This is a genomic window from Streptomyces marokkonensis (assembly GCF_039539045.1).
In the GTDB taxonomy this organism is placed as follows: domain Bacteria; phylum Actinomycetota; class Actinomycetes; order Streptomycetales; family Streptomycetaceae; genus Streptomyces; species Streptomyces marokkonensis.
Genome location: NZ_BAABCQ010000028.1, coordinates 27886 through 50473 on the forward strand (window position 1 = coordinate 27886; position 22588 = coordinate 50473).

Annotated in this window: 28 protein-coding genes; 14 read left to right on the plus strand and 14 right to left on the minus strand. The window is 72.2% G+C overall.

Annotation, left to right across the window (positions count from 1 at the left end; all coding sequences use genetic code 11):
- Nucleotide 1 precedes the first annotated feature (1 nt).
- Nucleotides 2-955, minus strand: a complete 954-nt coding sequence (locus ABEA26_RS09820) for a DUF1177 domain-containing protein (protein WP_345591101.1) — start codon at nucleotides 953-955, stop codon at nucleotides 2-4.
- A 156-nt stretch (nucleotides 956-1111) separates the two neighbouring features.
- On the opposite strand from ABEA26_RS09820, the gene ABEA26_RS09825 reads away from it, so the two are divergent.
- The gene (locus ABEA26_RS09825) at nucleotides 1112-1954 is read left to right on the plus strand and encodes an IclR family transcriptional regulator (protein WP_345591103.1); all 843 of its coding nucleotides are present in this window, start codon (nucleotides 1112-1114) and stop codon (nucleotides 1952-1954) included.
- A gap of 36 nt (nucleotides 1955-1990) precedes the next feature.
- Nucleotides 1991-2716, plus strand: a complete 726-nt coding sequence (pepE, locus tag ABEA26_RS09830) for a dipeptidase PepE (RefSeq protein WP_345591154.1) — start codon at nucleotides 1991-1993, stop codon at nucleotides 2714-2716.
- Nucleotides 2717-2772: 56 nt separating this feature from the next.
- Here pepE and ABEA26_RS09835 read toward each other — a convergent pair whose 3' ends face one another.
- From ABEA26_RS09835 to ABEA26_RS09860, 6 genes are read right to left on the minus strand one after another with little or no spacing between them, the layout of a single operon-like run.
- Nucleotides 2773-3648, minus strand: a complete 876-nt coding sequence (locus tag ABEA26_RS09835; RefSeq protein ID WP_345591105.1) for a phosphogluconate dehydrogenase C-terminal domain-containing protein — start codon at nucleotides 3646-3648, stop codon at nucleotides 2773-2775.
- Nucleotides 3648-4457: a sugar phosphate isomerase/epimerase family protein gene (locus ABEA26_RS09840; protein WP_345591107.1), complete on the minus strand. Its 810-nt coding sequence runs from the start codon at nucleotides 4455-4457 to the stop codon at nucleotides 3648-3650. Before ABEA26_RS09840 ends, ABEA26_RS09835 begins: the two co-directional genes overlap by 1 nt.
- Nucleotides 4457-5236: a triose-phosphate isomerase gene (locus ABEA26_RS09845; RefSeq protein WP_345591108.1), complete on the minus strand. Its 780-nt coding sequence runs from the start codon at nucleotides 5234-5236 to the stop codon at nucleotides 4457-4459. Before ABEA26_RS09845 ends, ABEA26_RS09840 begins: the two co-directional genes overlap by 1 nt.
- The gene (locus tag ABEA26_RS09850; protein ID WP_345591109.1) at nucleotides 5236-5718 is read right to left on the minus strand and encodes a ribose-5-phosphate isomerase; all 483 of its coding nucleotides are present in this window, start codon (nucleotides 5716-5718) and stop codon (nucleotides 5236-5238) included. Before ABEA26_RS09850 ends, ABEA26_RS09845 begins: the two co-directional genes overlap by 1 nt.
- A gap of 11 nt (nucleotides 5719-5729) precedes the next feature.
- Entirely contained in the window at nucleotides 5730-7502 is a 1773-nt protein-coding gene (locus ABEA26_RS09855; RefSeq protein WP_345591110.1) for a dihydroxyacetone kinase family protein, read from the minus strand.
- Nucleotides 7499-8866, minus strand: coding sequence for an MFS transporter (locus tag ABEA26_RS09860; RefSeq protein WP_345591112.1), 1368 nt, complete (start codon nucleotides 8864-8866; stop codon nucleotides 7499-7501). Before ABEA26_RS09860 ends, ABEA26_RS09855 begins: the two co-directional genes overlap by 4 nt.
- Before the next feature lie 234 nt (nucleotides 8867-9100).
- Here ABEA26_RS09860 and ABEA26_RS09865 point away from each other — a divergent pair, with 234 nt between their 5' ends.
- The gene (locus ABEA26_RS09865; RefSeq protein ID WP_345591114.1) at nucleotides 9101-9856 is read left to right on the plus strand and encodes a FadR/GntR family transcriptional regulator; all 756 of its coding nucleotides are present in this window, start codon (nucleotides 9101-9103) and stop codon (nucleotides 9854-9856) included.
- 109 nt (nucleotides 9857-9965) lie between these two features.
- On the opposite strand, the gene ABEA26_RS09870 is transcribed toward ABEA26_RS09865, so the two are convergent.
- Nucleotides 9966-10853 carry a LysR family transcriptional regulator gene (locus tag ABEA26_RS09870; RefSeq protein ID WP_345591116.1) on the minus strand — a complete coding sequence of 296 codons (888 nt, stop codon included), beginning with the start codon at nucleotides 10851-10853 and terminating at the stop codon, nucleotides 9966-9968.
- 85 nt (nucleotides 10854-10938) lie between these two features.
- Between ABEA26_RS09870 and ABEA26_RS09875 the strand changes: the two genes are divergently transcribed.
- The 6 genes from ABEA26_RS09875 (at nucleotide 10939) to ABEA26_RS09900 (ending at nucleotide 15563) form a co-directional block, all read left to right on the plus strand.
- Nucleotides 10939-11874, plus strand: a complete 936-nt coding sequence (locus ABEA26_RS09875; protein WP_345591118.1) for a PhzF family phenazine biosynthesis isomerase — start codon at nucleotides 10939-10941, stop codon at nucleotides 11872-11874.
- Nucleotides 11875-11926: 52 nt separating this feature from the next.
- On the plus strand, nucleotides 11927-12349 hold the full coding sequence (locus tag ABEA26_RS09880) for a hypothetical protein (protein ID WP_345591120.1): 423 nt from the start codon (nucleotides 11927-11929) through the stop codon (nucleotides 12347-12349).
- 55 nt (nucleotides 12350-12404) lie between these two features.
- The gene (locus ABEA26_RS09885; protein ID WP_345591121.1) at nucleotides 12405-12902 is read left to right on the plus strand and encodes a hypothetical protein; all 498 of its coding nucleotides are present in this window, start codon (nucleotides 12405-12407) and stop codon (nucleotides 12900-12902) included.
- A 58-nt stretch (nucleotides 12903-12960) separates the two neighbouring features.
- A complete protein-coding gene (locus ABEA26_RS09890) occupies nucleotides 12961-13761 on the plus strand; it encodes a DsbA family protein (RefSeq protein ID WP_425587808.1) in 801 nt (266 codons plus the stop codon).
- Nucleotides 13754-14599, plus strand: a complete 846-nt coding sequence (locus ABEA26_RS09895; RefSeq protein WP_345591122.1) for a cytochrome c biogenesis CcdA family protein — start codon at nucleotides 13754-13756, stop codon at nucleotides 14597-14599. The genes ABEA26_RS09890 and ABEA26_RS09895 overlap by 8 nt, the downstream gene beginning before the upstream one ends.
- A 127-nt stretch (nucleotides 14600-14726) precedes the next feature.
- Nucleotides 14727-15563 (plus strand): lysozyme, encoded by an 837-nt coding sequence (locus tag ABEA26_RS09900; RefSeq protein ID WP_345591124.1) that lies wholly within the window; start codon nucleotides 14727-14729, stop codon nucleotides 15561-15563.
- 34 nt (nucleotides 15564-15597) lie between these two features.
- Here ABEA26_RS09900 and ABEA26_RS09905 read toward each other — a convergent pair whose 3' ends face one another.
- The 4 genes from ABEA26_RS09905 to ABEA26_RS09920 form a co-directional block, all read right to left on the minus strand.
- A complete protein-coding gene (locus ABEA26_RS09905) occupies nucleotides 15598-16320 on the minus strand; it encodes an FAD binding domain-containing protein (protein ID WP_345591125.1) in 723 nt (240 codons plus the stop codon).
- A gap of 115 nt (nucleotides 16321-16435) precedes the next feature.
- The gene (locus ABEA26_RS09910) at nucleotides 16436-17026 is read right to left on the minus strand and encodes a hypothetical protein (protein WP_345591126.1); all 591 of its coding nucleotides are present in this window, start codon (nucleotides 17024-17026) and stop codon (nucleotides 16436-16438) included.
- Nucleotides 17023-17322 (minus strand): hypothetical protein, encoded by a 300-nt coding sequence (locus ABEA26_RS09915; protein WP_345591127.1) that lies wholly within the window; start codon nucleotides 17320-17322, stop codon nucleotides 17023-17025. The genes ABEA26_RS09910 and ABEA26_RS09915 overlap by 4 nt, the downstream gene beginning before the upstream one ends.
- Before the next feature lie 71 nt (nucleotides 17323-17393).
- Nucleotides 17394-17579 carry a hypothetical protein gene (locus ABEA26_RS09920; RefSeq protein ID WP_345591128.1) on the minus strand — a complete coding sequence of 62 codons (186 nt, stop codon included), beginning with the start codon at nucleotides 17577-17579 and terminating at the stop codon, nucleotides 17394-17396.
- A gap of 94 nt (nucleotides 17580-17673) precedes the next feature.
- Between ABEA26_RS09920 and ABEA26_RS09925 the strand changes: the two genes are divergently transcribed.
- Nucleotides 17674-18279, plus strand: a complete 606-nt coding sequence (locus tag ABEA26_RS09925; protein WP_345591130.1) for a flavodoxin family protein — start codon at nucleotides 17674-17676, stop codon at nucleotides 18277-18279.
- Nucleotides 18280-18344: 65 nt separating this feature from the next.
- On the opposite strand, the gene ABEA26_RS09930 is transcribed toward ABEA26_RS09925, so the two are convergent.
- Nucleotides 18345-18905 carry a hypothetical protein gene (locus tag ABEA26_RS09930; RefSeq protein WP_345591131.1) on the minus strand — a complete coding sequence of 187 codons (561 nt, stop codon included), beginning with the start codon at nucleotides 18903-18905 and terminating at the stop codon, nucleotides 18345-18347.
- A gap of 213 nt (nucleotides 18906-19118) precedes the next feature.
- Between ABEA26_RS09930 and ABEA26_RS09935 the strand changes: the two genes are divergently transcribed.
- The gene (locus ABEA26_RS09935) at nucleotides 19119-19682 is read left to right on the plus strand and encodes a Dps family protein (RefSeq protein ID WP_345591132.1); all 564 of its coding nucleotides are present in this window, start codon (nucleotides 19119-19121) and stop codon (nucleotides 19680-19682) included.
- A 107-nt stretch (nucleotides 19683-19789) separates the two neighbouring features.
- On the opposite strand, the gene ABEA26_RS09940 is transcribed toward ABEA26_RS09935, so the two are convergent.
- Nucleotides 19790-20146: a PRC-barrel domain-containing protein gene (locus tag ABEA26_RS09940; RefSeq protein WP_345591133.1), complete on the minus strand. Its 357-nt coding sequence runs from the start codon at nucleotides 20144-20146 to the stop codon at nucleotides 19790-19792.
- A gap of 175 nt (nucleotides 20147-20321) precedes the next feature.
- Between ABEA26_RS09940 and ABEA26_RS09945 the strand changes: the two genes are divergently transcribed.
- The 3 genes from ABEA26_RS09945 to ABEA26_RS09955 all read left to right on the plus strand — a co-directional run bounded on the left by ABEA26_RS09945 (nucleotide 20322) and on the right by ABEA26_RS09955 (nucleotide 22580).
- Nucleotides 20322-20675, plus strand: a complete 354-nt coding sequence (locus ABEA26_RS09945) for an STAS domain-containing protein (protein WP_345591134.1) — start codon at nucleotides 20322-20324, stop codon at nucleotides 20673-20675.
- On the plus strand, nucleotides 20672-21601 hold the full coding sequence (locus tag ABEA26_RS09950) for an anti-sigma factor RsbA family regulatory protein (protein ID WP_345591135.1): 930 nt from the start codon (nucleotides 20672-20674) through the stop codon (nucleotides 21599-21601). The genes ABEA26_RS09945 and ABEA26_RS09950 overlap by 4 nt, the downstream gene beginning before the upstream one ends.
- 133 nt (nucleotides 21602-21734) lie before the next feature.
- Nucleotides 21735-22580, plus strand: a complete 846-nt coding sequence (locus ABEA26_RS09955) for an RNA polymerase sigma factor SigF (RefSeq protein WP_345591136.1) — start codon at nucleotides 21735-21737, stop codon at nucleotides 22578-22580.
- Nucleotides 22581-22588 lie beyond the last annotated feature (8 nt).

The window sequence follows — 22588 nt, forward strand, 5'->3', positions numbered from 1 at the left end:
ATCACGACTCCCCGGGTTCGCGGCCGAAGCTCTGCAGGTGGGTCAGGGGGCCGTAACGGGACACGAGCGCGTCGAACTCCTGGTCGTCGTGGAATTCGAGGCGTCCGCCGCCGTAGGCCTTCGCGGTCTCGACGGCGAACCGGGCCGCCGCCGCGATGTCTGTCTCGTGGCTCGCGCCCGTCTGGCAGCCGGGCACGACCGCCGCGGAGGTGATCGCGAGGCCGACGACCGGAGCGGCCGTCGCCGTGGCCGGCTGCAGGATCGAATTGATGTGGTGTACACCGTTACCGTACGGGGTGATGTCCTGGGTGGTCACCGGGTACGTGACCAACGGCTCACCGGTCACCACGGCCAGCAGCTCTCCCAGCTGCTCGCTCACCTTGAGCACCCAGCCCTCCTTGACGGTGGGCGACAGGGCGAGGCCCTTGTGGTTGATGATCCGGTTGCCCTTGGTGGTGTCGACGGAGAGCACGGCCTCCATCTCGCCGGTGACCTCGTGCCGGTTCATGGTCGCGATGTCGACCGGCGAGTCCATGAACGGCACCGGGTCGTGCGGCGCGGTCGGGGCGTCGGGGCAGATGTGCGTGGCGATGATCACGTCGCCTTCGAGCACGTCGCCGCGGCGGCGCATGTCGAGGAGCTTGGCGGCCGTGGCCAGGGCCGCGAGAGCCCCGTCGGCGTCGGAGACGAGGCCGGTCATCTCCGGGCGCGCCCCGATTCCGCCGAGGCGCCCCACGACACCGAGCGTGCGCGCCGGGCCGCCGCGCGTGCGGCCGTCCCGGCCCGGTATCCGCACCAGCACGAAGTCCGTGGAGCCGCGCTCGCCGGTGACGGTGGTGACCTCGGCACCGGAGCCCTCGGGCCCCGCCACGGTGTCGAGGTGGGCGGCGACGCGCTTGCCGTCGGCGTCGGGATCGTCCAGCAGATCCACGAGGTCCAGGACGTACTTCAACATGGGCAGTTCTCCTGATCCGCACCTGGGACGGTGCTGACAAGCAGGTTCGGGATCGACTAACGTTCTCCGCAACTGTTTCCCGTTATCTGCAATTCAAGTCTGAATGGTGAGATGCCCCGGGAGACGGCGGACGCATGACGAGCGAGGGGAGCCACCGTGGCCGATCGGCCCGTTCAGCCCGTTCGGCCCGGGGACCGGAAGACCCCGGCCGGGGCACTGCAGACCGTCGACCGCGCCCTACTGGTGCTGCTGGCGTTCGAGCGCACCCGGCCCGACTGGGGGGTGACGGAGATCGCCGCCGAGTTCGGCTGGGACACCTCGGTCGCCCAGCGTCTGCTGTCCACGCTCGCGGGCCGTGGCTTCCTGGTCTCCGACCCGGCGACCCGCCGCTACCGGATCGGCCCGGCCGCCCTGCGCCTGGGCCGTCTCTGGGAGCGCTCGGGCTCCCTGGAGCTGCTCGCGGAACCGGTCCTGCAGGACCTGCGGGCCGCGACCGGGGACACGGTGCTCTTCTGCCTGCCCGACAGCTTCCACATGCGCTGTGTCGCGGCCGTCGAGGGCGAGGAGGGCCCGCTGCGCTACTACCCCCTGGTCGGTGAGCTGTATCCGGCGCACGCGGGCGCCACCAGCAAGTCGTTCTACGCCTTCCTGCCGGACGACCAGCGCCACCGGCTGTTTCGCGGGCGCCCCATGGCGCGCTTCACCGAACGCACGGTGACCGACCCCGACCAGCTGGAGCGCGAGTTCCGCCAGGTGCGCGCGCAGGGCCACGCCTGGACGGTCGGCGAGTACGACGCCGGTATCGGCACGGTCGCGATGCCGGTGTTCCTCGGCTCGGAGCCCTACGGCAGCCTCAGTCTCGGTGCCGCCAAGGAGCGCTTCCCCCAGGGTCCCGAGGACCGGCTGGAGGTGCTGCGACGCGCCGTCCGGTCGCTGGAACAGCGCCTGACGCATCCGCCGCAGCACCACCGGCGCCCGCGTTCACCCCGTACGACCTGACGTACCGTTCCACCCCCGTCGATGAGGACCGACCCCGTGAATCTGCTGCTCCTGTCCAACTCCACCCAGTACGGCCGCGGCTACCTGGAACACGCCCTCGACACCGTGACCGGCTTCCTGCCCCCCGGGGCGCGGCTGGCCTTCGTCCCGTACGCCCTCGCCGACCACGACGCCTACACCGCCAAGGTGCGCGGCGCGCTCGCCGGGGCCGGGATCGACGTGCGGGGCGTCCACGAGGGCGGCGACCCGCTCGCGCGGCTCGGCGGGGCGGACGCCGTGTTCGTCGGCGGCGGCAACTCCTTCCGGCTGCTGAGCGCGCTGTACCGCACCGGGCTGCGGGACGCGCTGACCAAGGCGGTCGCCGACGGGCTGCCCTACATGGGGGCCAGCGCCGGCACCAACATGGCGGCGCCCTCGCTGCGCACCACCAACGACATGCCGATCGTCGAGCCGCCGTCCTTCGAGGCGCTCGGGCTGGTCCCGTTCCAGATCAACCCGCACTACCTCGACCCCGACCCGGCGTCGACGCACAAGGGCGAGACCCGCGAGGAGCGGCTGACGGAGTTCCTCCAGGAGAACGACGTACCCGTGCTCGGTCTGAGGGAGGGCTCCTGGCTGCGGGTCGAGGGCGACCGCGCCGCGATCGGGGGCGAACGGGACGCCCGGCTGTTCCGGCGGGGCTCGGCTCCCCGCGAGATCGCCGTGGGCTCGGACGTGTCCGAACTGCTGTGCGTCACGGCGGTGTTCGACACCCTGGCGTGAGCGCGACGACGCCGGAGGCCCGCGAGAGGGCCTCCGGCGTCACGGCCGGCGGCAGGTCAGCGCTTGATCTCCTTGATCTTCAGCATGCGCGTGATGACCTTGTCCAGCTCCGCGTCGTCGAAGACCTTCTTCCAGTCGTCGCGCACGATGGACTCGCGGCCGTAGTCCATGGCGATCAGGCAGGCGTCCGAGAACGGGTTGGAGCCCTTGAGGGTGTTGGCCAGGGCGACCTGGGTGTGTCCCAGCAGCATCGCGCGGGCGGCCTTCTCCGGGACGCCGACGGTGTGGACCGTCTCGTGCAGGGCCTCGGTCAGCAGGGCGCCGACCATGCAGGCGATGGTCTCGACGAGGGTGGGCTCCAGCACGGCGAGCTGCTTGACGGTGACCCAGTGCACGTCGACGACCGGGGCGTACATCACGCGGATGACCGCGTCGGCGAGTTCCTGCTTGGCGGCGTCCCCGCCCTCGTAGGCGGCGACGACCTCCTGCGGCGCGGCGATGCCGCCGAAGGTGTCCTGCCACTCCTCCTTGGTGGTGCGCTCCAGGAAGACCGAGGGGTGGCAGGGGTGGGCGCAGGCGTAGTGGACGTCCTCGCGGGTGAGGAGCAGGCCGGCGTAGGCGGCGGCCGGGTCGAGGGTGAGGACGACCGTGCCCGGCCTCATCAGCGGCACGAGCTCCTCGGAGACCTTGCCGAGGACCACGTCGGGCACGGCGAGGATGACGACGTCGGCCTCGGCGGCGGCGGCCGCGGACTCGGTCAGTTCGCGGCCCAGGCCTCGGATGAGCTCCTGGCCCTTGGGTGACGCCTCGCTGAAGAGGACCCGGAAGTCGCTCTTCACCAGGTTGTCGGAGACGCGCTGGCCCATCTTGCCGGCGGCCCCGATGACGGCGACGGTCTTCACGTCGGCCTGGTTCTGGATCTCGGTGGCCATTACTTGCTCCTCAGGAGGGTGACGATGCTGTGCTGCGTCCACTGGTGTTCGAGCCGGGCGGTGGCTTCGTAGCCCTCGTCCTGCCACGGGAGCCAGTGCTCCACGATCTGGTTGATGCCGCGGTCCCCCGGCCGGGCCGTACGGACCGCGGCGATCATGCCGTCGTGGTCGAGGAGGCCCTCGCCGAGCGGGCAGCCGGCGTAGGTGAAGCCGACCCAGCCGTCGCGGCGGGTGAAGGCGAAGTCCTTGACGTGGATGTTGACCACGTACGGCGCGCTGGCGGCCACGACGTCCACGGGCCGCTCCAGGCGGGCGACGCTGTTGCCGGGGTCGAGGACGATGCCGAGGTACGGGCTGTCGACAGCGCGTACGACGGCCACGAGGTCGTCGGTGGCAACCTGCTCGTAGGTCTCCAGACCGAGGGTGACGCCCGCGTCGGCGTAGCGGGGCACCGCTTCCGCCAGCAGGGCGGCCGCCTCGGTGGTGCCGGGTCGGTGGTCGGCCGTGTTGAGCATGGAGCGGACCAGGGTGACGCCCAGTTCACCCGCCATGTCGAGGTACTTCGACAGGTGTTCGGGGCGGATGCCCCGGGTGCCGAGTTCCAGGGCCAGGCCCAGTTCGTCGGCGGTGGCGCGGACGTCGGCGAGCCGTGCGGCGTCGTAGGACTCGATGGGCGCGTAGTCGCAGATCTGGAAGACCTCGCCGCCGAGCTCCGCCGTGTCGCGGAGCATCGCGGTCAGGCTCATCGGCCGGGGAGCTCGGTCGGAGATGCGCCAGAAGTACGCGTAGGTGCTGATGCCGTACGCCATCACGCCACCGCCGCCGGGGCCGGGGAGCGGATTTCGTCGAGGACGGCCTCGACGTTCGCCGGGTCGTGGGCGAAGCGGCCGAGGAAGAGTCCCTCGGCGGTGCCGGCCAGGCGGGTCAGCAGGCCGGGTCCCGCGCTGCCGCCGTAGATGACGGTGGAGCCGGTGTGCCGCGGGCGGGTGTCGAGCCAGCCGCGCAGGGCGGTGCACACGGTCGCTATGTGGTCGGTGGAGGCCGGTTCGGGGGCGCCGATGGCCCACTGGGGTTCGTAGGCGAGGACGACCGCGCCGTCCAGGCCGTGCAGCAGGCGTTCCGCCTCGGCGACCGTGCGGGCCGCGGCCTCGGCCGGGTCGGCCCGGTCGCGTTCGCCTACGCACAGGACGGGGGTGAGGCCGTTGCGCAGGGCGGCGGCGGTCTTGGCGGCGACGACCGTGTCGCCCTCGCCGTACAGGCGGCGGCGCTCGGCGTGGCCGACCTCGGCGTAGCGGCAGCCGATCTCCTTCAGGAGGGGGCCTCCCACCTCCCCGGTGTACGGACCACTGTCCTCGGCGGCGATGTCCTGGGCGCCGATGGCGACACCGTACGGGGCGAGGATGCCGGTGGCGGGGACCAGGGTCGGGAAGGCGGGGAGGACGAAGAGGCGGGCGGCGCCGGAGGCGACCGCGGGGTGCCGTTCGGCCAGGGCCGCGATCCTGCGGGACCAGTTCAGGGTCTGGTGGTGGCCGAAGTACATCTTCAGGCTCACCCCCAGCAGGACGGGCGACGATGCGGGGGCGGACATCAGGCGGCTGCCCCGTCGCCCGCGACGGTCTCGTAGTCGCACATCAGCTGGACCTTGGCCGCCGACGCCGAGCTCTCGTCGAAGCGGTAGGTGAGCCACTCGGCGGCCAGGCGGCGGGCGAGTTCGAGGCCGACGACGCGCTGGCCGAAGGTGAGGACCTGCGCGTTGTTGGAGAGGACCGCCCGCTCGACGGAGAAGGAGTCGTGGGCGGTGACGGCTCGTACGCCCCTGACCTTGTTGGCGGCGATGGCGACACCGAGTCCGGTGCCGCACACCAGCAGGGCGCGGTCGGCCTCGCCCCGGGCGACCATCTCGGCGGCGGCGATGGCGACCTTGGGATAGGCGGTGTGACCGTCGGCGTCGACGCCCACGTCGGTGACCTCGGCGACCAGGGCGCTGCCGCGCAGGTCCTGCTTGAGTGCTTCCTTGTACTGGTAACCGGCGTCGTCGGACCCGACGACTATGCGGAGCTTGTCGGTCATGGCGGCTTTCCTCAGTGGTGGTCGTGGAAGAGGTCTTCGCGGGCGTGGTCTTCGCGGGCGTGGTCGAGCAGGGCGCCGTGGACGGCGCGGGTGATCAGGGCCAGGGAGTGCGCGCCCGCGTCGGCAGTGCCGAGGGACTTCTCGGCGTGCGGGCGGGCCCGGCCCTTGCGGGGCAGCAGGCCGGCGGTCGCGGCGGCCGCCTCCGTGGCGGCGGTGGCGGCGCGGTCCCAGGCCTCCGTGAGGCCCAGGCCCTCGGCCACGGCGTCGGCGAGCGTGTCGGCGAAGGGAACGAGAACGTCGACCATGGTCTTGTCGCCCACCTCCGCCCCGCCCAGCCGGCGTACGGCGGCAGAGGCCTCCGTGACCCCGGCGGCGGCCCGGGCGGCGTCCGGGGCGTCCTGGTCACCGAGGGCGGTGCCCAGGGAGCGCAGGATGGTGCCCCACAGGGCGCCGGAAGTGCCGCCCGCTTTGTCCGCCCAGGCGTCGCCGGCCCGGGTCAGTACGGTGCCGGCGCCCGCGCCGAGCCCGTGGGCGTCGGTGGCGGCCCGCAGGGCGGCGGTGGAGCCGCGCCGCATGCCGATGCCGTGGTCGCCGTCCCCGGCGACGGCGTCGATGCGGCCGAGCTCGTCGGCGTGCGTGCCGACGGTGACGGCCACCGCGTCCAGCGCGGCCAGGGTGGCGTCGGCGGCATGCCGGGAGGTCGCGGAGGCGGGAGGTACGGCGGTGTCCGGGATGTCCTCCGCCAGAGGGACCCGGCCCTCCTGTTCAGGTGCGTCGAGAGCGCCCTTGCGGAAGGCCGGCGTGTCGGCCGGAGCCCGCCACAGTTCTTCCAGGCGGGCGTCCAGCCAGGTCAGGGTGAGGGAGACACCGGCCATGTCGAAGCTGGTGACGAGTTCGCCGACCTCGGGGTCGACGATCTCCACGCCGGCCTCGCCGAGGAGGGCCGCGACCTCGCGGTAGACGACGAACAGCTCCTCGTACTTGACCGAGCCCAGGCCGTTGAGGATGACCGCGGCGCGCTGTCCGGCCGGCACCTCGACGTCCTCGGGGAGTTCCTTCAGCAGGGTGCCGACCAGGAGCCGTGCCGCCTCGTCGGCGGTGGGCAGCTCCTCCTCGCCGATGCCGGGCTCCCCGTGGATGCCGAGGCCCACGGCCATGCGGGCCTCGGGGACGGTGAACAGGGGGCGGTCGGCGCCCGGCAGGGTGCAGCCGGAGAAGGCGATGCCGAAGGAGCGGGTGCGGGCGCCTGTCCGTTCGGCGACGCGCATCACCTCGTCCAGGGGCAGGCCCTGCTCGGCCGCGGCGGCCGCCGCCTTGAAGACGGGCAGGTCACCGGCGATGCCGCGTCGCTTGGCGGACTCGTCCACAGCCGCGCTGGAGATGTCGTCGGCGACCGCGAACGTCCGGGCGTCGATGCCGTCGGCGGCGAGCCGCTCGGCGGCCTGGCCGAAGTGCAGGACGTCACCCGCGTAGTTCCCGTACATCAGCAGCACTCCGGCGCCGCCGTACGCGGCCCTGGCCACGGAGCGGATCTGCTGGGCGGAGGGCGAGGCGAAGACGTTGCCGACCGCGGCACCGTGGGCCAGGCCCCGGCCGACCAGGCCGGAGAAGGCGGGGTAGTGGCCCGAGCCGCCGCCGATCACCACGGCCACCTGACCGGCAGGGGTGGCGGTGGCCCGGACGACGCCGCCGGTGACGGGCCGGACCCAGCGCCGGTGGGCCGCGGCGAATCCTTCCAGCGCCTCGTCGGCGAAGGCGGCGGGGTCGTTGAACAGACGGGTCATCGGAGGGCCTCCATGGCCTGGTGCTCGGGGTCGGGAGCCGGTTCGCCGGTACGGTCGCGGGCGGCGAGCCAGACCATCAGGGCGGCGGAGAGCAGCATGAAGAAACCGACGAGGTACAGCGGTACGTAGTAGGCGCCCGTCCAGTCCTTGAGCCAGCCGGTGATGTAGCTGGAGGCGAAGCCCGCGACGTTCCCCGCGGTGTTGATCAGGGCGATGCCCGCCGCGGCGGCCGCTCCGGTCAGGAAGCGGGAGGGCACGGACCAGAAGACGGGCAGGGCGGCGAAGATGGCGCAGGCGGTCACGGTGATCACGGCGACCGTGGCGGCCGGGGAGCCCATGTAGAGGGCCAGGGGGATGGACACGCCGCCGACGACGGCCGGGCCGGCCACGTGCCAGGTCCGAGTGCCGTGGCGGGTTGCGTGCCGGCTCCAGAAGAAGAGGACGACGGCGGCGGGCAGGTACGGGATGGCCGTGATCCAGGCCTTGTCCATCACGCTGAACGTGGTGTCGTACTGCTCCTGGAAGCCGTTGATGATCGTCGGCAGGAAGAAGGCGAGGGCGTACAGGCCGTAGACGAAGCCGAAGTAGACCGCGGCGAGGGTCCAGACCCGGCCGCTGCCGAAGGCCTTCTTCAGGGCACCCTTGGCGTGCTGGCTCTCGTGCCCGGTCTTCTGGGCGTTCTCGGCGGCGAGTTCGGTGGTCAGCCACTCGCGCTCGGCGGGGGTGAGCCACTTGGCGTCGGCGGGCTTGTCGATCAGGTAGAACCAGGCGACGACGCCGAGGATGATCGCGGGCAGTGACACGAACAGGAACATCACCCGCCAGCCCTCGAGGCCGAACAGGCCGTGCCGGCCGATCAGCCAGCCGGCCAGCGGGGCGCCGAACACGGTGGTCAGCGGCTGGGCGAGGTAGAACAGACCGAGGATCTTGGTGCGGTGGCGAGAGGGCACCCACTGGCTGAGGAAGAGGATCGCGCCGGGGAAGAACCCGGCCTCCGCGACACCGAGCAGGAACCGCAGGGTGTAGAGCCCGCCGCTGCTGCTGACCCAGGTGAACAGCAGGGAGACGACGCCCCAGGTCACCATGATCCGGGCCAGCCAGCGGCGGGCCCCGAAGCGGTGCAGGGCCATGTTGCTGGGGACCTCGAGCACGATGTAGCCGAGGAAGAAGATCCCGGACGCGAAGCCGAACTGGGCGGCGGTCAGGGCGAGGTCCTGCCCCATGCCGTTCGGTTCGGCGAACGAGACGGCCGTACGGTCCAGGTAGTTCACGAAGAACATCAGCGCCACGAACGGCACGAGGCGGACTGAGACCTTCTTGATGGCAGTTCTCTCGACTGCCGCGGATGGCGCTTGGGCACCCATGGCGACTCCTCGGCTCGCCCGGACAGCTCTGTCCGGGGTGGTCGTGCCGGACGGTCCGCCACGAGGGCGGCCGGCCGGTTCGCCTTCACGCTATGCCTCGACCCCAAATTGGTCACCAATTTACCAGTGTGGCGACGGTCATAGATTTCCCCACGCCCCAACTCTTGACAAACCGCACCCAAGGGATGGGTGAACTGCCTGGTCAGTCGGGTGAGCAGGGCATCTGGTTGACTGGTGACCGTGACCAGTCAGCCTGATCAGCAGAGCTCCGCCGCCGCGCCCGACCTCGCGCAGTTGCTACGCCCCGTGGTGCGCGAGTCGTCCGTGAGTGAGGTCGCCAAGCGGCTCCTCGACCATCTCTCGGCCGGCGACATACAGCCCGGCACGCGACTGCCCGCCGAGCGGCAGCTGGCCGAGGCCCTCGGTGTCGCGCGCTCCAGCGTGCGCGGCGCGCTGTCCGCCCTGGACGTCCTCGGGATCATCGAGATCCGCCCCGGCTCCGGGTCCTACGTGCGCGAGGGCACCTCGGAGTTCCTGCCCCGGGCGATCAACTGGGGGCTGATGCTGGGCCAGCGGCGCACCAAGGATCTGGTCGAGGTACGTACGTACATGGAGGGGGTCTCGGCCCGGCTGGCGGCCCAGCGCGCGTCCGACGAGGACGTGGCCGTGCTGGAGGAGCATCTCCGGCACATGCGTGACGCGGGCGGCGACGTCACGGCGTTCATCGACGCCGACATCGCCTTCCACCTGGAGACGGCCCGCATCGCGGGCAACACCGTCCTCAGCGACATCCTGCACAGCATCCGGGCACTGCTCCAGGTCTGGATGGAACGCGTCAGCGACATCGAGGGCACCGTCAGCGGCACGCTGTGCGAACACGACGCGGTGCTCCAGGCGATCCGCGCGCGCGATCCGGAGGCCGCGGACCGTGCGATGGCCGAACACATGCGGATGGCCAGCGCACGGCTGCGCGCCTCCGTGGACGGCTGAGAGCGGCACCGGCGGTCGGTCCCGGGCCTGACGTCGAACCGTCCGGTGCCACCACCACCGATGTGATGCGGGCGTTCTGGTCGAGATGAGTGCTCCGACCCGGGACCGCTCAGTCGCCGAGATGCCGCACCAGTGCCCGCGCGACCTCCTGAGCGGCCGGTGACTGCCACCGCCGGCGGTGCCTGGCCAGTCGTACCGGTACATCGGGAAAACCCGGTCCGTCGACCCGTACCAGCCGCCCCCGTCGCAGCTCCTCCTCCACGGTGGTCAGCGGCAGCAGGGTCAGCCCCAGACCGGCCGCCACACAGTTGCGCGCCGCGTCCACGCTCCCGAACCGGGTCAGCCTCGGCCGCCCACCCGGCACGTCGAGCAACCGCCACGCCAGCGCGTCGCTGTAGGAGCAGCCCTCCTCCAGCAGGAAGAAGCTCTCCGCCGCCAGTTCCGGCCAGCTCACCGCGTGCGCCCGTGCGGCGAGGGGGTGTCCGGGAGCGGAGACGAGGGCGAGCGGCTCGAAGGCCATGGGTTCACCCGTCACGTCGTGGAACTCCGTCTCCTCCTCCAGCAGCAGGGCCAGGTCGAGCCGCCCCGACCGCAGTCCTTCCAGGCACTGAGGGGTCCCGGCCGCGTACAGGTGGACGTCCACCTCCGGGTGAGTAGCCCGCAGGGCGGCGACGACGCCCGGCAGTCGGCTCGCGCACAGGGACTCCGGGCTGCCGACCACCACCCGCCCCGACACGACGCCGGCGTCGTCACAAGCGGCGCGCAACCGCGCCAGGCTGTCGAGTACCTCCTCGGCCCGCTCCAGGAGCCGGTGGCCGGCGTCGGTGAGCAGCGCGCCGGTGGGCAGACGGTCGAAGAGCCGGACACCGAGGTTCCGTTCCAGGGTGCGGATGTGCACGGTGACCGTGGACTGGGCCAGGTGCAGTTCGGCGGCGGCGGCGGTGAAGCCGCCCGTGCGGGCGAGCGTGACGAAGGTTGTCAGCAGTCTGGTGTCCACCTGGCCCAGCCTATGCGGTTTCCCGATGGCAAGTATCGGGAGCGATCGTTGGACACGATCGGCACCGGGTGACAGCGTGGTGGTCATGAGCACCGATGTGACGGGAACGAGCGACGTGGCAGACCGATCCGAGTCGACGGACAAGACCGAGATCCTGCGCTACGCCGCCTTCACCGACGACTTGGCGGGCGGCAATCCGGCCGGGGTGGTCCTCGACGCCTCCGGGCTCGACGGCACGGCGATGCGGGCGGTCGCCGCCGACGTGGGGTACTCCGAGACCGTCTTCGTCACCGGCGGCGACGCGGCGACGCGCCGGTTCCGGGTCCGCTACTTCAGCCCCCTCGCCGAGGTGGCGTTCTGCGGGCACGCGACCGTCGCGCTGGCAGTCGCCCTCGCCGAGCGGACGGGACCCGGCGAGATCGTCCTCGACACACCCGCCGGCGAGGTTCCCGTGTCCACCGCGGCCGACGATGCCGGCGCGGTGCGGGCCACCCTCACCAGTGTGCCGACGCGTTCCCGCCCGGCTCTCGCCTCGGAGTCGGACGCGGCGCTCCGGGCGCTCGGCTGGGCTCCGGACGACCTGGACCCCGCCCTGCCTCCGCACGTGGCGTTCGGGGGCGCCGACCACCTGGTGCTCGCGGCGGCCTCACGGGCCCGGCTGGCCGACCTCGACTACGACTTCGACGGGCTCGCCGAGGTCATGCGGCGTCACGGCTGGACGACGGTGGACCTGGTGTGGCGCGAGTCGGCGGAGCGCTTCCACGCCCGCAACCCGTTTCCCGTCGGTGGGGTCGTGGAGGACCCGGCGACGGGGGCGGCGGCCGCCGCGTTCGGCGGATACCTCCGCGAGCTGGGCCTGGTGACCCGACGCGGCACGATCACGATCCGCCAGGGTGAGGACATGGGACGCCCCAGCGACCTGCTCATCGACGTGAGCCCGGGGGATCCGCGCACACGGGTGACGGGACAGGCGGTGCCGATCCCCTCAGCCACGTCGGGCGGCTCGAAGCCGGGTATGTAGGGTGGCTTCCGCATACGTCCCTGAGCAGCCCGAGCGGTAGGAGCCGTCCCCGATGTCCCAGCGCGGCAGGCACACCCGAGCGGTGTCGCTGCTGCGTTGTGTGCTGGCGATGGTCACCGTGACGGTCGCCGTGCTGTGCGTGACGGCGGCGGGCCGCGGCTCGACGGCCGCGGGCTCCGGGGACGCGAGCGCCGCGCCCGTCCCGTCGTCTCCGGTCGCCGTGCTCTCCGCCGGCCTGGTCGCCGAGGACGAGGCGGGGCCGACCGCCCCTCGCCCGTGTGAGAAGAAGGGCCTGTCCGAGCCGACTTCGACGCGCGGGGATCTCCGCGTCGGCGAACCGTCGAACGCGGGGGCGGCGGACACGACCGCACAGCGCGGAACGCCGCTGTCGTCGACGCCCGCCCACGCGCCCGCGGGACCCGCCCCGCCGACGAGCTGTGCCAGTGGCATCTCGACCACCGTTCTGAGGGTCTAGACCGGCCGCCTTTCGTGCCGCGTCCGTCTCATCCTCTCGAACGGAGCTTTTCCCCATGCCTTCCTCCTCCCGGTCGCTGCGCCGGGCGGGAGCGGCGCTCGCGTCCTGGCGGTCCGCCCAGTGGGCCGCCGCCACAGCCGGTGCCGCCCTGACCGCCGTCCTCGTGGGTGTCCCCACCGCGGTCGTGCCTTCCCCCTTCTTCGGCCGGACCGTCCCCGTCCAGTGGTGGAACTACCCGGTACTCGCCGCCACCGCCGCGCTCGCGGGCGTCGTCCTGGCCACCTTCGTCCGCCGCCCGGGGGCGTCGGACCCACCCCGGGCCGACGGCCCCGGCAGCAGGCTGGGTCCACTCGGCGGCCTGCTGTCCTTCCTCGCCGTGGGCTGCCCCGTCTGCAACAAGCTCGTCCTGCTGCTGCTCGGCAGTTCCGGCGCGCTGGCCTACTGGGCTCCGCTCCAGCCGGTCGTCGCCGTGGCCTCCATGGCGCTGCTGGCGGAAGCGGCGCTGCGCAGGCTGTCGACGGCCGAGGCCTGCCCGCTGCCGGTCCGCGCCTGAGCCCGGCCGCGGCCCTCCCCCTCACTTCTCACTCTTCCTCCTTCCGTGGAGTCGACCCATGAACGCTGAATCACGCATGCCCAAGAAGTCCCGCCCGGCCTCCGCCTCCGGCGGTGGCCCGGTGCCGCGCCGCCGACTGCGGCCGGTGCTCGCCGCCGCCGTCCTCGTGGCCTCCGTCGTCGTCGCCGTCGTCGCCCTCGTCCCGGGCGACGACTCCGCCGACCGTCCCGCCACCGCGTCGGCCTCCGACTCGCCGTCCGCGGCTCCTCCAGCCGACCCCGCACTGCTCGCCCTCGCCCGGCGGGAGTCCGGTGATCCCTACGCCCTGGGCAAGCCGGACGCGCCCGTCGTGCTGATCGAGTACTCGGACTTCCAGTGCCCCTTCTGCGGCCGGTTCGCCCGCGAGACCAAGCCCGAACTACTGCGCGACTACGTCGAGAAGGGCGTACTGCGGATCGAGTGGCGCAACTTCCCGGTCTTCGGCGCGGAGTCGGAGCAGGCGGCCCGGGCCGCCTGGGCCGCGGGCCGGCAGGGCCGGTTCTGGCAGTTCCACGACACCGCCTACGCGCATCCGCGCGAGCGCAACAAGGGCGAATTCGCCGAGAAGGAGCTGCTCGCCATGGCCGAGGGGGCGGGGGTCGAGGACCTCGACCGCTTCCGTGCCGACCTGGCCTCCCCGGCGGCCGACACGGCTGTGACCCGGGACGTCGAGGAGGGCTACGCACTCGGCGTCAGCAGCACCCCGGCCTTCCTCGTCAACGGCCGGCCGATTCTGGGCGCCCAGCCCACGGACGTGTTCGCCGAAGCCGTCGAAGCGGCGGCCGAAGGTGCACGCGCGCAGGGCGGCACCGATGAGTGACCCGGGCTTCGTGGTCGCCTTCCTCGGTGGGCTGCTGGCGCTGCTCAGCCCGTGCTCGGCACTTCTGCTGCCCGCGTTCTTCGCCTACTCGTTCACCAGCCGCACCCGGCTGCTGGGGCGCACCGCGCTGTTCTACGCCGGACTGTGCCTGACCATGGTGCCGCTGGGTGTGGCGGGCTCGCTGGCCGGGCGCCTCTTCTACGGACACCGCGACCTGCTGGTGACGGTGGGCGGCTGGCTCGTCATCGCCCTCGGGGTGGCGCAACTGCTGGGCATGGGGTTCGGTTCGCGCCGGCTCCAGCGGTCCGCGGGCGCGCGCCGGTCGGGTTCGGCGCTCTCCGTCGCGGCCCTGGGCGCGGTGTACGGGCTGGCCGGCTTCTGCGCGGGCCCCATCCTCGGCAGCGTCCTCACGGTGGCCGCGATCGGCGGTGATCCCTGGCGGGGCGGCGCGCTGCTCGCGGTGTACGCCCTGGGCATGGCCGTGCCGATGTTCGTGCTGGCGGCCCTGTGGGACCGGTTCGACCTGGGCCGGCGGCGCTGGCTGCGTGGCCGGCCGGTGCGACTGGGCCGGTTGCGGCTGCACTCCACGTCACTGGTCGGCGGGGCGATGTTCATCGCCCTGGGTGCGCTGTTCCTGCTCTTCGACGGGACCTCGGCGCTGCCGTCGCTGATGGGGGTGGACGCGGAGTTCACCTGGGAGCAACGCCTGTCCCGTCTCGGGGACGCCGTCTCCGACCGTGCCCTTCTGGGCGTGCTCGCCCTCGTCGTGGCGGTGGGCGCCCTGGCCGTCCTGGTGCGCGGGGCCCTGGAAGCACGCCGCGGTGAGCGAGGACTTTGACGGGCATGGGGAGGGCGGCCTGATCGTTCGGCAGGCCGCCCTCCTCCCCCCTCTGATGTGCTCGCGCGATCACCGTCTGGACGACCGTGGGGTGCGGTCGGGCGTGAGAGCGGATCGGATGGGTACCATGCGCAGACCCATAGCCGTGGCGTCCAGCCACTCACGCCGCCTGCTGACGTCAGGCGTCCTCCTCGCCTCCCAGTCGCTCCTCCTCACCGTGGCCGCGGCCCCCGCGTCGGCCGACGACGTGCGGACTCCCGTCCGCGGCACCGCCTACATGGGCAGCGGTGTACTCGCCAACGAGGGGGTGGGGGGACGGCCCGCCGAGACCCGCGCCGCCCAGACGGAGGGCGTGGACGTCTCCAGCCATCAGGGCAACGTCGCCTGGCCGACCCTCTGGAACAGCGGGGTGAAGTGGGCCTACGCGAAGGCTACCGAGGGAACGTCCTACCGCAATCCCTACTACTCCCAGCAGTACGGCGGTTCGTACGACATCGGCATGATCCGTGGCGCCTACCACTTCGCCATCCCGGACGGCGCCGGCGGTGCCACCCAGGCCGACTACTTCGTCGACCACGGCGGCGGCTGGTCCAAGGACGGCAGGACGCTGCCCGGCGTACTGGACATCGAGTACAACCCGTACGGGGACACCTGCTACAACAGGACACCGAGTCAGATGGTCGGCTGGATCCGGGACTTCCTCGACCGGTACAAGAAGCGCACCGGCCGCCAGGCCGTCATCTACACCTCCACCAACTGGTGGAAGCAGTGCACCGGGGACTACAGCGGCTTCGGCGCCACCAACCCTTTGTGGATCGCCCGGTACGCCTCGACCGTCGGTCCCCTCCCGGCAGGCTGGGACGTCCACACGATGTGGCAGTACACCTCCTCGGGGCCGACCGTCGGGGACCACGACAAGTTCAACGGGGCGCTCGATCGCGTCAAGGCGCTGGCCAACGGCTGACGCGGACCGCGGGTCCCCTGCGTCGGCCGCTTCGTCAGCGATCGGCGAGGGGGCCCAGGATGCCGGCGACCTGCTCACGCACCACGTCCCGGGCTCCGGGAGGCAGGGCGCCGACGTCCGTACGCTCCAGAGCGGCGAGCACCTCCTCGGCACCCGCGTCGCACGGTGCGGCCTCGCTGACGACCTCGTAGCCGTCGCGGACGGCTATCCGCAGACGGTGGTGCCCCTCGCCGTCGGCGTGCACGGCGGTGGCGACCACCAGGGGCGGCGGTCCGCCGGCTTCGGCGGGCTGCTTGCGGTAGCCGCTGGCTGTCGGGGTGCGCCAGCGGAGGCCCAGCAGCAGGTGACGCTTCGCCATGACCTCGGTCAGGTCGGTCTCGTAGGCCCGGTCCGGCCCCAGCACCGTGGCGCGGGCTTCCAGGACGAGGGCCGCGGGCAGCAGGCAGCGCAGGCTGCTGCCGACGAGGTTGCCGCCGACCGTGGCCGCCCGGCGTACGGCTCCGGTGCCCACTGAGCCGGCCGCCCTTCGCAGTACCTCGGGCACGCGGTCGTCCATGCGGTGCAGCACCACCGCCGCCCCCAGCGCCTCGGGTTCCATCGCGGTCGCCTCGGGCAGGTCACGGAGCGACATGGCCAGTTCCGGGAAGCCGTCCCGTTGCCAGGTGGCCCACACGAGGGTGGCACCGCCGATGGGCACCGCTCCCTCGGCCATGCACTCCTGCGCTTCGGACACGGATGTGGGCAGACGCAACAGCATGGCGCTCGACCTGCTTTCCCCGGAAGGCGGCGGTGGACGACCCCGCCCCTCCCGCCGCGTGATCACGGCCACTGGGCATTGTCCGTACCGCCGCGGGGGCGCGTACAGGGCTCACTCATTCACCATGTGCGCCCTGCGCGCGCCCAACAGGGCGCTTGTAGTACCGCCACGGGAACGCCCCGGAGCCGACCTGCGTCCACCCCCGCTCCTCCATCCGGCGGTGCCGGGCACCGATCGCGAAGGAGACCCTGCGGTGCTCCCAGGGGCGGCCGGACTTCTCGACGACATGGAAGAACGGGCCGTAGTCGACCATGTGCCAGCCGTCCGCGCCGGCTTCGGCGAGCGCCTGCATCTCGTTGAACGCGGTCAGCGGGGTCAGTACCCGTCGCTCCGCCGGTCCGGACGCGTCCGGACCAGGCCGCCCCCGCTCGGCGAACCTCTGCTGGGCTGCCTGCCGGCTCACGCCGAGGACACCGCCCACGGTGTCCCAGCTCTGCCCCGCGACTCGCGCGCCCTGGACCGCCTCGCGCAGCAGCCTGCTCGTCTCCTCGGCGCCGACGCGACTGGCCGCCACCAGGCGGAGATAGCCTTCGGGATCGTGCTCCAGCGACTCGACCAGTCCGTCCGGGGCGTCCAGGACGGCGGCCGCTACGCCCTCCCGGATACGCAGGATCTCTTCCTCGGTGAGCAGTTCCGTCCCGCTCACCGCCGTGCCCCCTTCGTCTCGTCGCCGCGCAGTGGCTCCAGGCCGTCGAGCTTCTCCAGATCCCGCTCCAGACGCGCGGCGTCGGCGGTGGTCGGGGCGTTCCCCGACAGGGAAGCGGCGAGGAGTACTCCCATGACGAGGACGACCAGGAGGTCGGCGGCCACCAGGACGACGTAGGCCGGGGTGCCGAGGTCGTCGACGAGGGAGATCGCCAGAGCGATCAGCGCGGTGACCACGGCGAGCAGACCGGTGGCGGCCGCCGGCGCGGCTGGAGCGGAGCGCGTCGAAGTGTGCATGCTGTCAAGGTTTCCTTGACAGCATGCACCTTGTCAAGGAAACCTTGACATCTCCGGCGAGCGGTACACGGTCACACGCGCGCGGCCAGGAACTCCGGCAACGCGGCGTTGAAGCGCTCGGGTTGCTCGACGCCGGGGAGGTGACCGGGCGCGTGGACGTCGTCCGCGCCGAAGACGACCAGGACCGGAAGAGCGGCCGTTGGCCCCGGCCGGGTGAGGACGAACGCGAGTCGAAGCGGGACGGTCGGAGTCGTCACCGGCCGACGGCGCTCCGGGCGCCCCGCGTCCGGACGGGTGAACGGTCTTCCGGTACGACGATCGGAACCCGTCGCCCGGGGAAGAGGGGTAGGCATGCGCGCACTCGTCATCAACTGCACCCTCAAGCCCTCCCCGCAGCCGTCGAACACCGAGGCCCTCGCCGCCACGGTCATCGCGGCATTGAAAGGCCACGGGGCGGAGGTGGACGTCGTACGGGCCGTCGACCTGAACCTGAAACCCGGGGTCGAGACCGACATGGGCGACGGCGACGACTGGCCGGGCGTACACGAGAAGCTGCTGTCGTCGGAGATCCTGATCATCGCGTCGCCGACCTGGCTCGGCCGACCGTCCTCGGTCGCCCAGCGGGTACTCGAACGGATGGACGCCATGCTCGGCGAGACCGACGGCGAGGAGCGTCCCGTCGCCTACAACCGCGTCGCCGGGGTCCTGGTCACCGGCAACGAGGACGGGGCCCACCACGTCATCAGCGAGATCAGCGGGGGGCTCGCGGACATCGGGTACACCATTCCGGGGCAGGCCTGGACCTACTGGCACCTCGGCCCCGGGCCCGGTCCCGACTACCTCGACGACGACCGCGGCCACGACTGGTCGACCTCCACCGGCCGGGCCATGGCGTCCAACCTCGTCCACGCGGCGCGCGCGCTCAGCGCGATGCCACTGCCCGCTCCGCCGTCCTGACGTCGCCGGCGCCCGTCCCGGCGCACCCGCCGCGCGGAGGGCAGAACCAGTCACGGGCAGGCTCCCTACAGCCCCGTGACCGACGCGCGTCGCGAACCGGGCGCCGCGGGACGGCGTCGGCGGTAGTAGGAGACGGTGACGGCACCGAGCAACGGCCCCCAGGCGACCAGGGGCAGGTAGGCGAAGCCGAGGAGCGTCTCGCCGAGCGGGGTCAGGTCGGGGTGGGGGGTGGCCCACCACCAGGCGAACGGGGTCCACAGTACGGTCAGCGCGACGGCGCCCAGGCCGGCCGGGACGACCGCCGCCAGTACCGGGACCGGCCGCCCGCCGACCAGCGGGAGCCGGCGCGGGAACGTCTCGCCCCACGGCCGGACCAGGCCGAGGGTGAGCAGGGCGAGCGCCTCGCTCGCCACGCTCAGCCCGACGACGTACACCACGCCCCATCCGGTCACGCCCAGCGCCTCGTAGCCCGCGTCGGTGTACCCGGCCGGCTGCCCCGCCGCCGGCAGGAGGCGCCAGAGTCCGGTCGGCAGGGTGAGGAGCGCGGTGACGTGGGCGGCGCGGACCGCCCAGCGGGCGGGGGCGGGCACGGGGTCGGGGTCGGAGTGCCGTGGGGTCGTGGTCATGCGGATCATCCTGTCGGCGGGCCACCGCCCCGGCGTCGCCCCCGGGGACGGTCCCCAAGGCGGTGCCCGCAGGAGGTCCCGACGGTTGACTCACCCGTCCGGGGGAGACCCGTCCTCCTCGGGCACAGCGCCCGGGCATGTCTGCCGTCGCCGATGCGGGGCAGTCGTGCACGTGCAACGACGTACGAGACGCATGAGGAGCTGAGGTCCGCCATGACGCACGACCTGACCCCGAAGTACACGGTCCCCGGTATCGAGCGGGAGGCCGCAGGCCGCCTGATCGGCGTGCTGCGACTGCGCCTGCATGCCTTCAACGACCTTCATCTCACCCTCAAGCACGTGCACTGGAACGTCGTGGGACCGCACTTCATCGCCGTGCACGAGATGATCGATCCCCAGGTCGAGCAGGTACGCGAGATGGCCGACGACGTCGCGGAGCGCATCGCCGCGCTCGGCGGGGTGGCCCAGGGCACGCCCGGGGCGCTGGTGGCCGAGCGGCCCTGGGACGACTACTCCATCGGACGGGCCGACGCCATCGCCCACCTCGGCGCGCTCGACGTCGTGTACACCGGCGTCATCGAGGGGATGCGCGCGGCGGTGAAGGAGTCCGGTGAGATCGACCCGGCCACGGAGGACCTCCTGATCGGCCAGCTCAGGGACCTGGAGCAGTTCCAGTGGTTCGTACGGGCCCATCTGGAGAGCTCCGGTGGCACCCTGGCGACGGGCAGCGCGACCTCCGAGACGGAGGCGGCGGAACGCGGCGCGGAGCTTGCCTAGGGCCAGGGTCCGCCGGGTGGTGGAGCGGGACGGGGCCGGCCGTGTGCCGGTGACGGCACGGTCGGCCCCTTGCGCCCGCCCGGTGCGCTTGTCGTACCCGCCCGGTCTCAGCGCCGGCCGAGCCGGCGTTCGCCGCGCCTGCCCTGCTCGTAGGGCAGGTGGTAGTGGGCGAAGACGGCACCCTCGTCCTCGGCCGCGAGTTCACCGTCCGGGTCGATTCCCGGCGCGTCCTTGACCAGGCTCTTGTCGTAGGTCACCTTCAGGTAGCCCGGACCGACGGTGGCTCTGTCCACCGGGACGAACACCAGCCGCCGACGGGTCGGCAGACCGATCAGGACCGCGGCGAACGCCGGCCGGTCGGTGAGGGTGTCGACGTAGATGGACTCCAGGGTCCCGATCTTGCGGCCGTCGCTGTCGACGACGTCATGGTCACGCCAGTCACGAATGTTGTCGGCTTCAAACATGCCCAGTCTTCCCTTCCGGAGGACGCGCTCACTGGATAGTTCCCCACTTCATGCCCCTGTCGCACGATTTGCCCCCACTGCGCGCACGACACCCGATCGCGGTAGGCTGCCTGGCCGGACGAGGCGCCCCCGGACACGGACGGACCACCCGGGGGATTTCCGAAGGAGAGCGAGTGTGGATGCCACAGGCCCCACGGGCGGCCCGCCCCGGTTGCGGAGCGGGGCTGTACTGGAGGTGGGCCCGCTGTCCGGTCGTCCCGGCATCCGCGCCAGCGGAGAGATCAGCGTGACCACCCGCGCCTCCTGGGAGAAGGCCCTCACCGAGCTGTCCCGTCGGCACGCGGAGGTGTCCTACGTGGAACTGTCCGGCGTACGGTTCGTCGACGTGGCCGGGGTCACGGCGCTCGCCGTCACCGCCATGAACCTGCCCGGCGGGCGGGTCGTGGTGGAACAGCCGCCGCCGCAGCTCCCCCGCGTACTCGAGCTGTTCTGGCCGTCCCTGCACCGGATTGAGGTGGCTCCGCGATGAACACGGTGACCACCGACGGGACCTTCGCGCATCCGGCGCTGTTCTACCGCTCGGAGGGCGAGTACGCCGACCGGACGGTGACGTTCGTCCGGGAGGGACTCGCCACGGGTGAACCGGTGGCGGTGGCCGTGCCCGCCCCCAACCTGGAGCTGATCAGGGCGGGGCTGGGAACGGATGCGCGGGACGTCTCCTTCCTGGACATGACGGAGGCCGGGCGGAACCCGGGGCGGATCATCCCCCGTGTACTGAGGGCGTTCGCCGACGCGCACGCGCACGGACGGGTGCGCATCATCGGCGAGCCGGTCTGGGCCGGGCGCAGTGCGGCGGAGTACCCGGCGTGCGCCCAGCACGAGGCGTTGATCAACGCGGCCTTCAAGGGCCGCTCCGCGACGATCCTGTGCCCTTACGACGAGACCCGGCTGGACGCGGACGTCCTCGCCGACGCGCTGGTCACCCACCCCACGGTCATCTCCGACGGGCGTCAGCGGGCCAGTGGGGCGTACGACTGGCGCGCGGTCGTCGCCCGCTACAACGAGCCGCTCAGACCCGCGCCGGACGCCGACGTCATCGCCTTCGGCGCCGGGCAGCTGCCGGACGCACGCCGCTTCGCCGTCGGCCGGGCCGCCTCGCTCGGGCTGGACGAGCGACGGCTGCCGGACGCGGAACTGGCGGTGGCGGAGCTGACCACCAACAGCGTGGTCCACGGCGGCGGTCACGGGACGCTGGCGATCTGGGCCGACGCGGGGCAGGTGGTCTGCGAGGTCCGCGACCCGGGCCGGCTCACCGATCCGCTCGCCGGCCGCCGGCCCCCGGAGCACGGGCAGGTCGGCGGCCGAGGCCTGCTGCTCGTCCACTACGTCGCGGATCTGGTGCGGGTGCACACGTCGGACGAGGGCACCACCGTCCGCTTCTACCTCGGTCTCTGACACGGCGTCGGAACCCCTTCGCCGCCACGCGGAGCGCGGAACCATGCATGAGGGCGTTGGCCCGGGGTAGGCGCTCAGTCGTTGGCCGACAAGCCGACAGTGACGGGGGCCGATCGACCCGGGAGGGCACATCATGGTGACGACGACCGCACAGACCACCGAGCACACCATCGCGGAGATGCCGGAGATCGCGGACCCGTCCAAGGTGGCGCCCAAGGACGCGCGGGAGTTGTCGAAGCTGTTCTTCGAGCAGCTGACGGTGCTGGAAGAGGGCACGTCCGAATACCAGTACGCCCGTAACACGCTGATCGAGATGAACATGTCCCTGGTCCGCTTCGCGGCCGGCCGGTTCCGCAGCCGCGGGCCGGAGGAGATGGAGGACATCGTCCAGGTCGGCATGATCGGCCTCATCAAGGCCATCGACCGGTTCGAACTGACCCGCGAGGTCGAGTTCACCTCCTTCGCCGTGCCGTACATCGTAGGCGAGATCAAGCGGTTCTTCCGTGACACCTCGTGGGCCGTGCATGTGCCCCGGCGGCTTCAGGAGGCTCGTGTCCAGCTGGCCCGCGCCACCGAGGAGCTCCGCAGCCGACTGGGCCGCAACCCCACCACCGGGGAGCTGTCCGAGCTGATGTGCCTCCCGGAGGACGAGGTCGTCGAGGCCCGTCTGGCGGCCAACGGATACAACTCCGCCTCGCTGGACGCGGCCATCAACGGCAGCGAGGACGGCGAGTCGGCGCTGGCCGACTTCATCGGCGCGGACGACTCGGCGCTGGCGCTCGTGGACGACTTCCACGCACTGGCCCCGATGATCGCCGAACTGGGCGAACGCGACCGGCAGATCATCCACTGGCGGTTCGTCGAGGAGCTCACCCAGAAGGACATCGGCGAACGCCTCGGGGTCTCGCAGATGCATGTGTCCCGTCTGATCTCGCGTCTGCTGGCCCGTCTGCGGGAAGGCATGCTCAGCACCCACTGAGCCGCGTC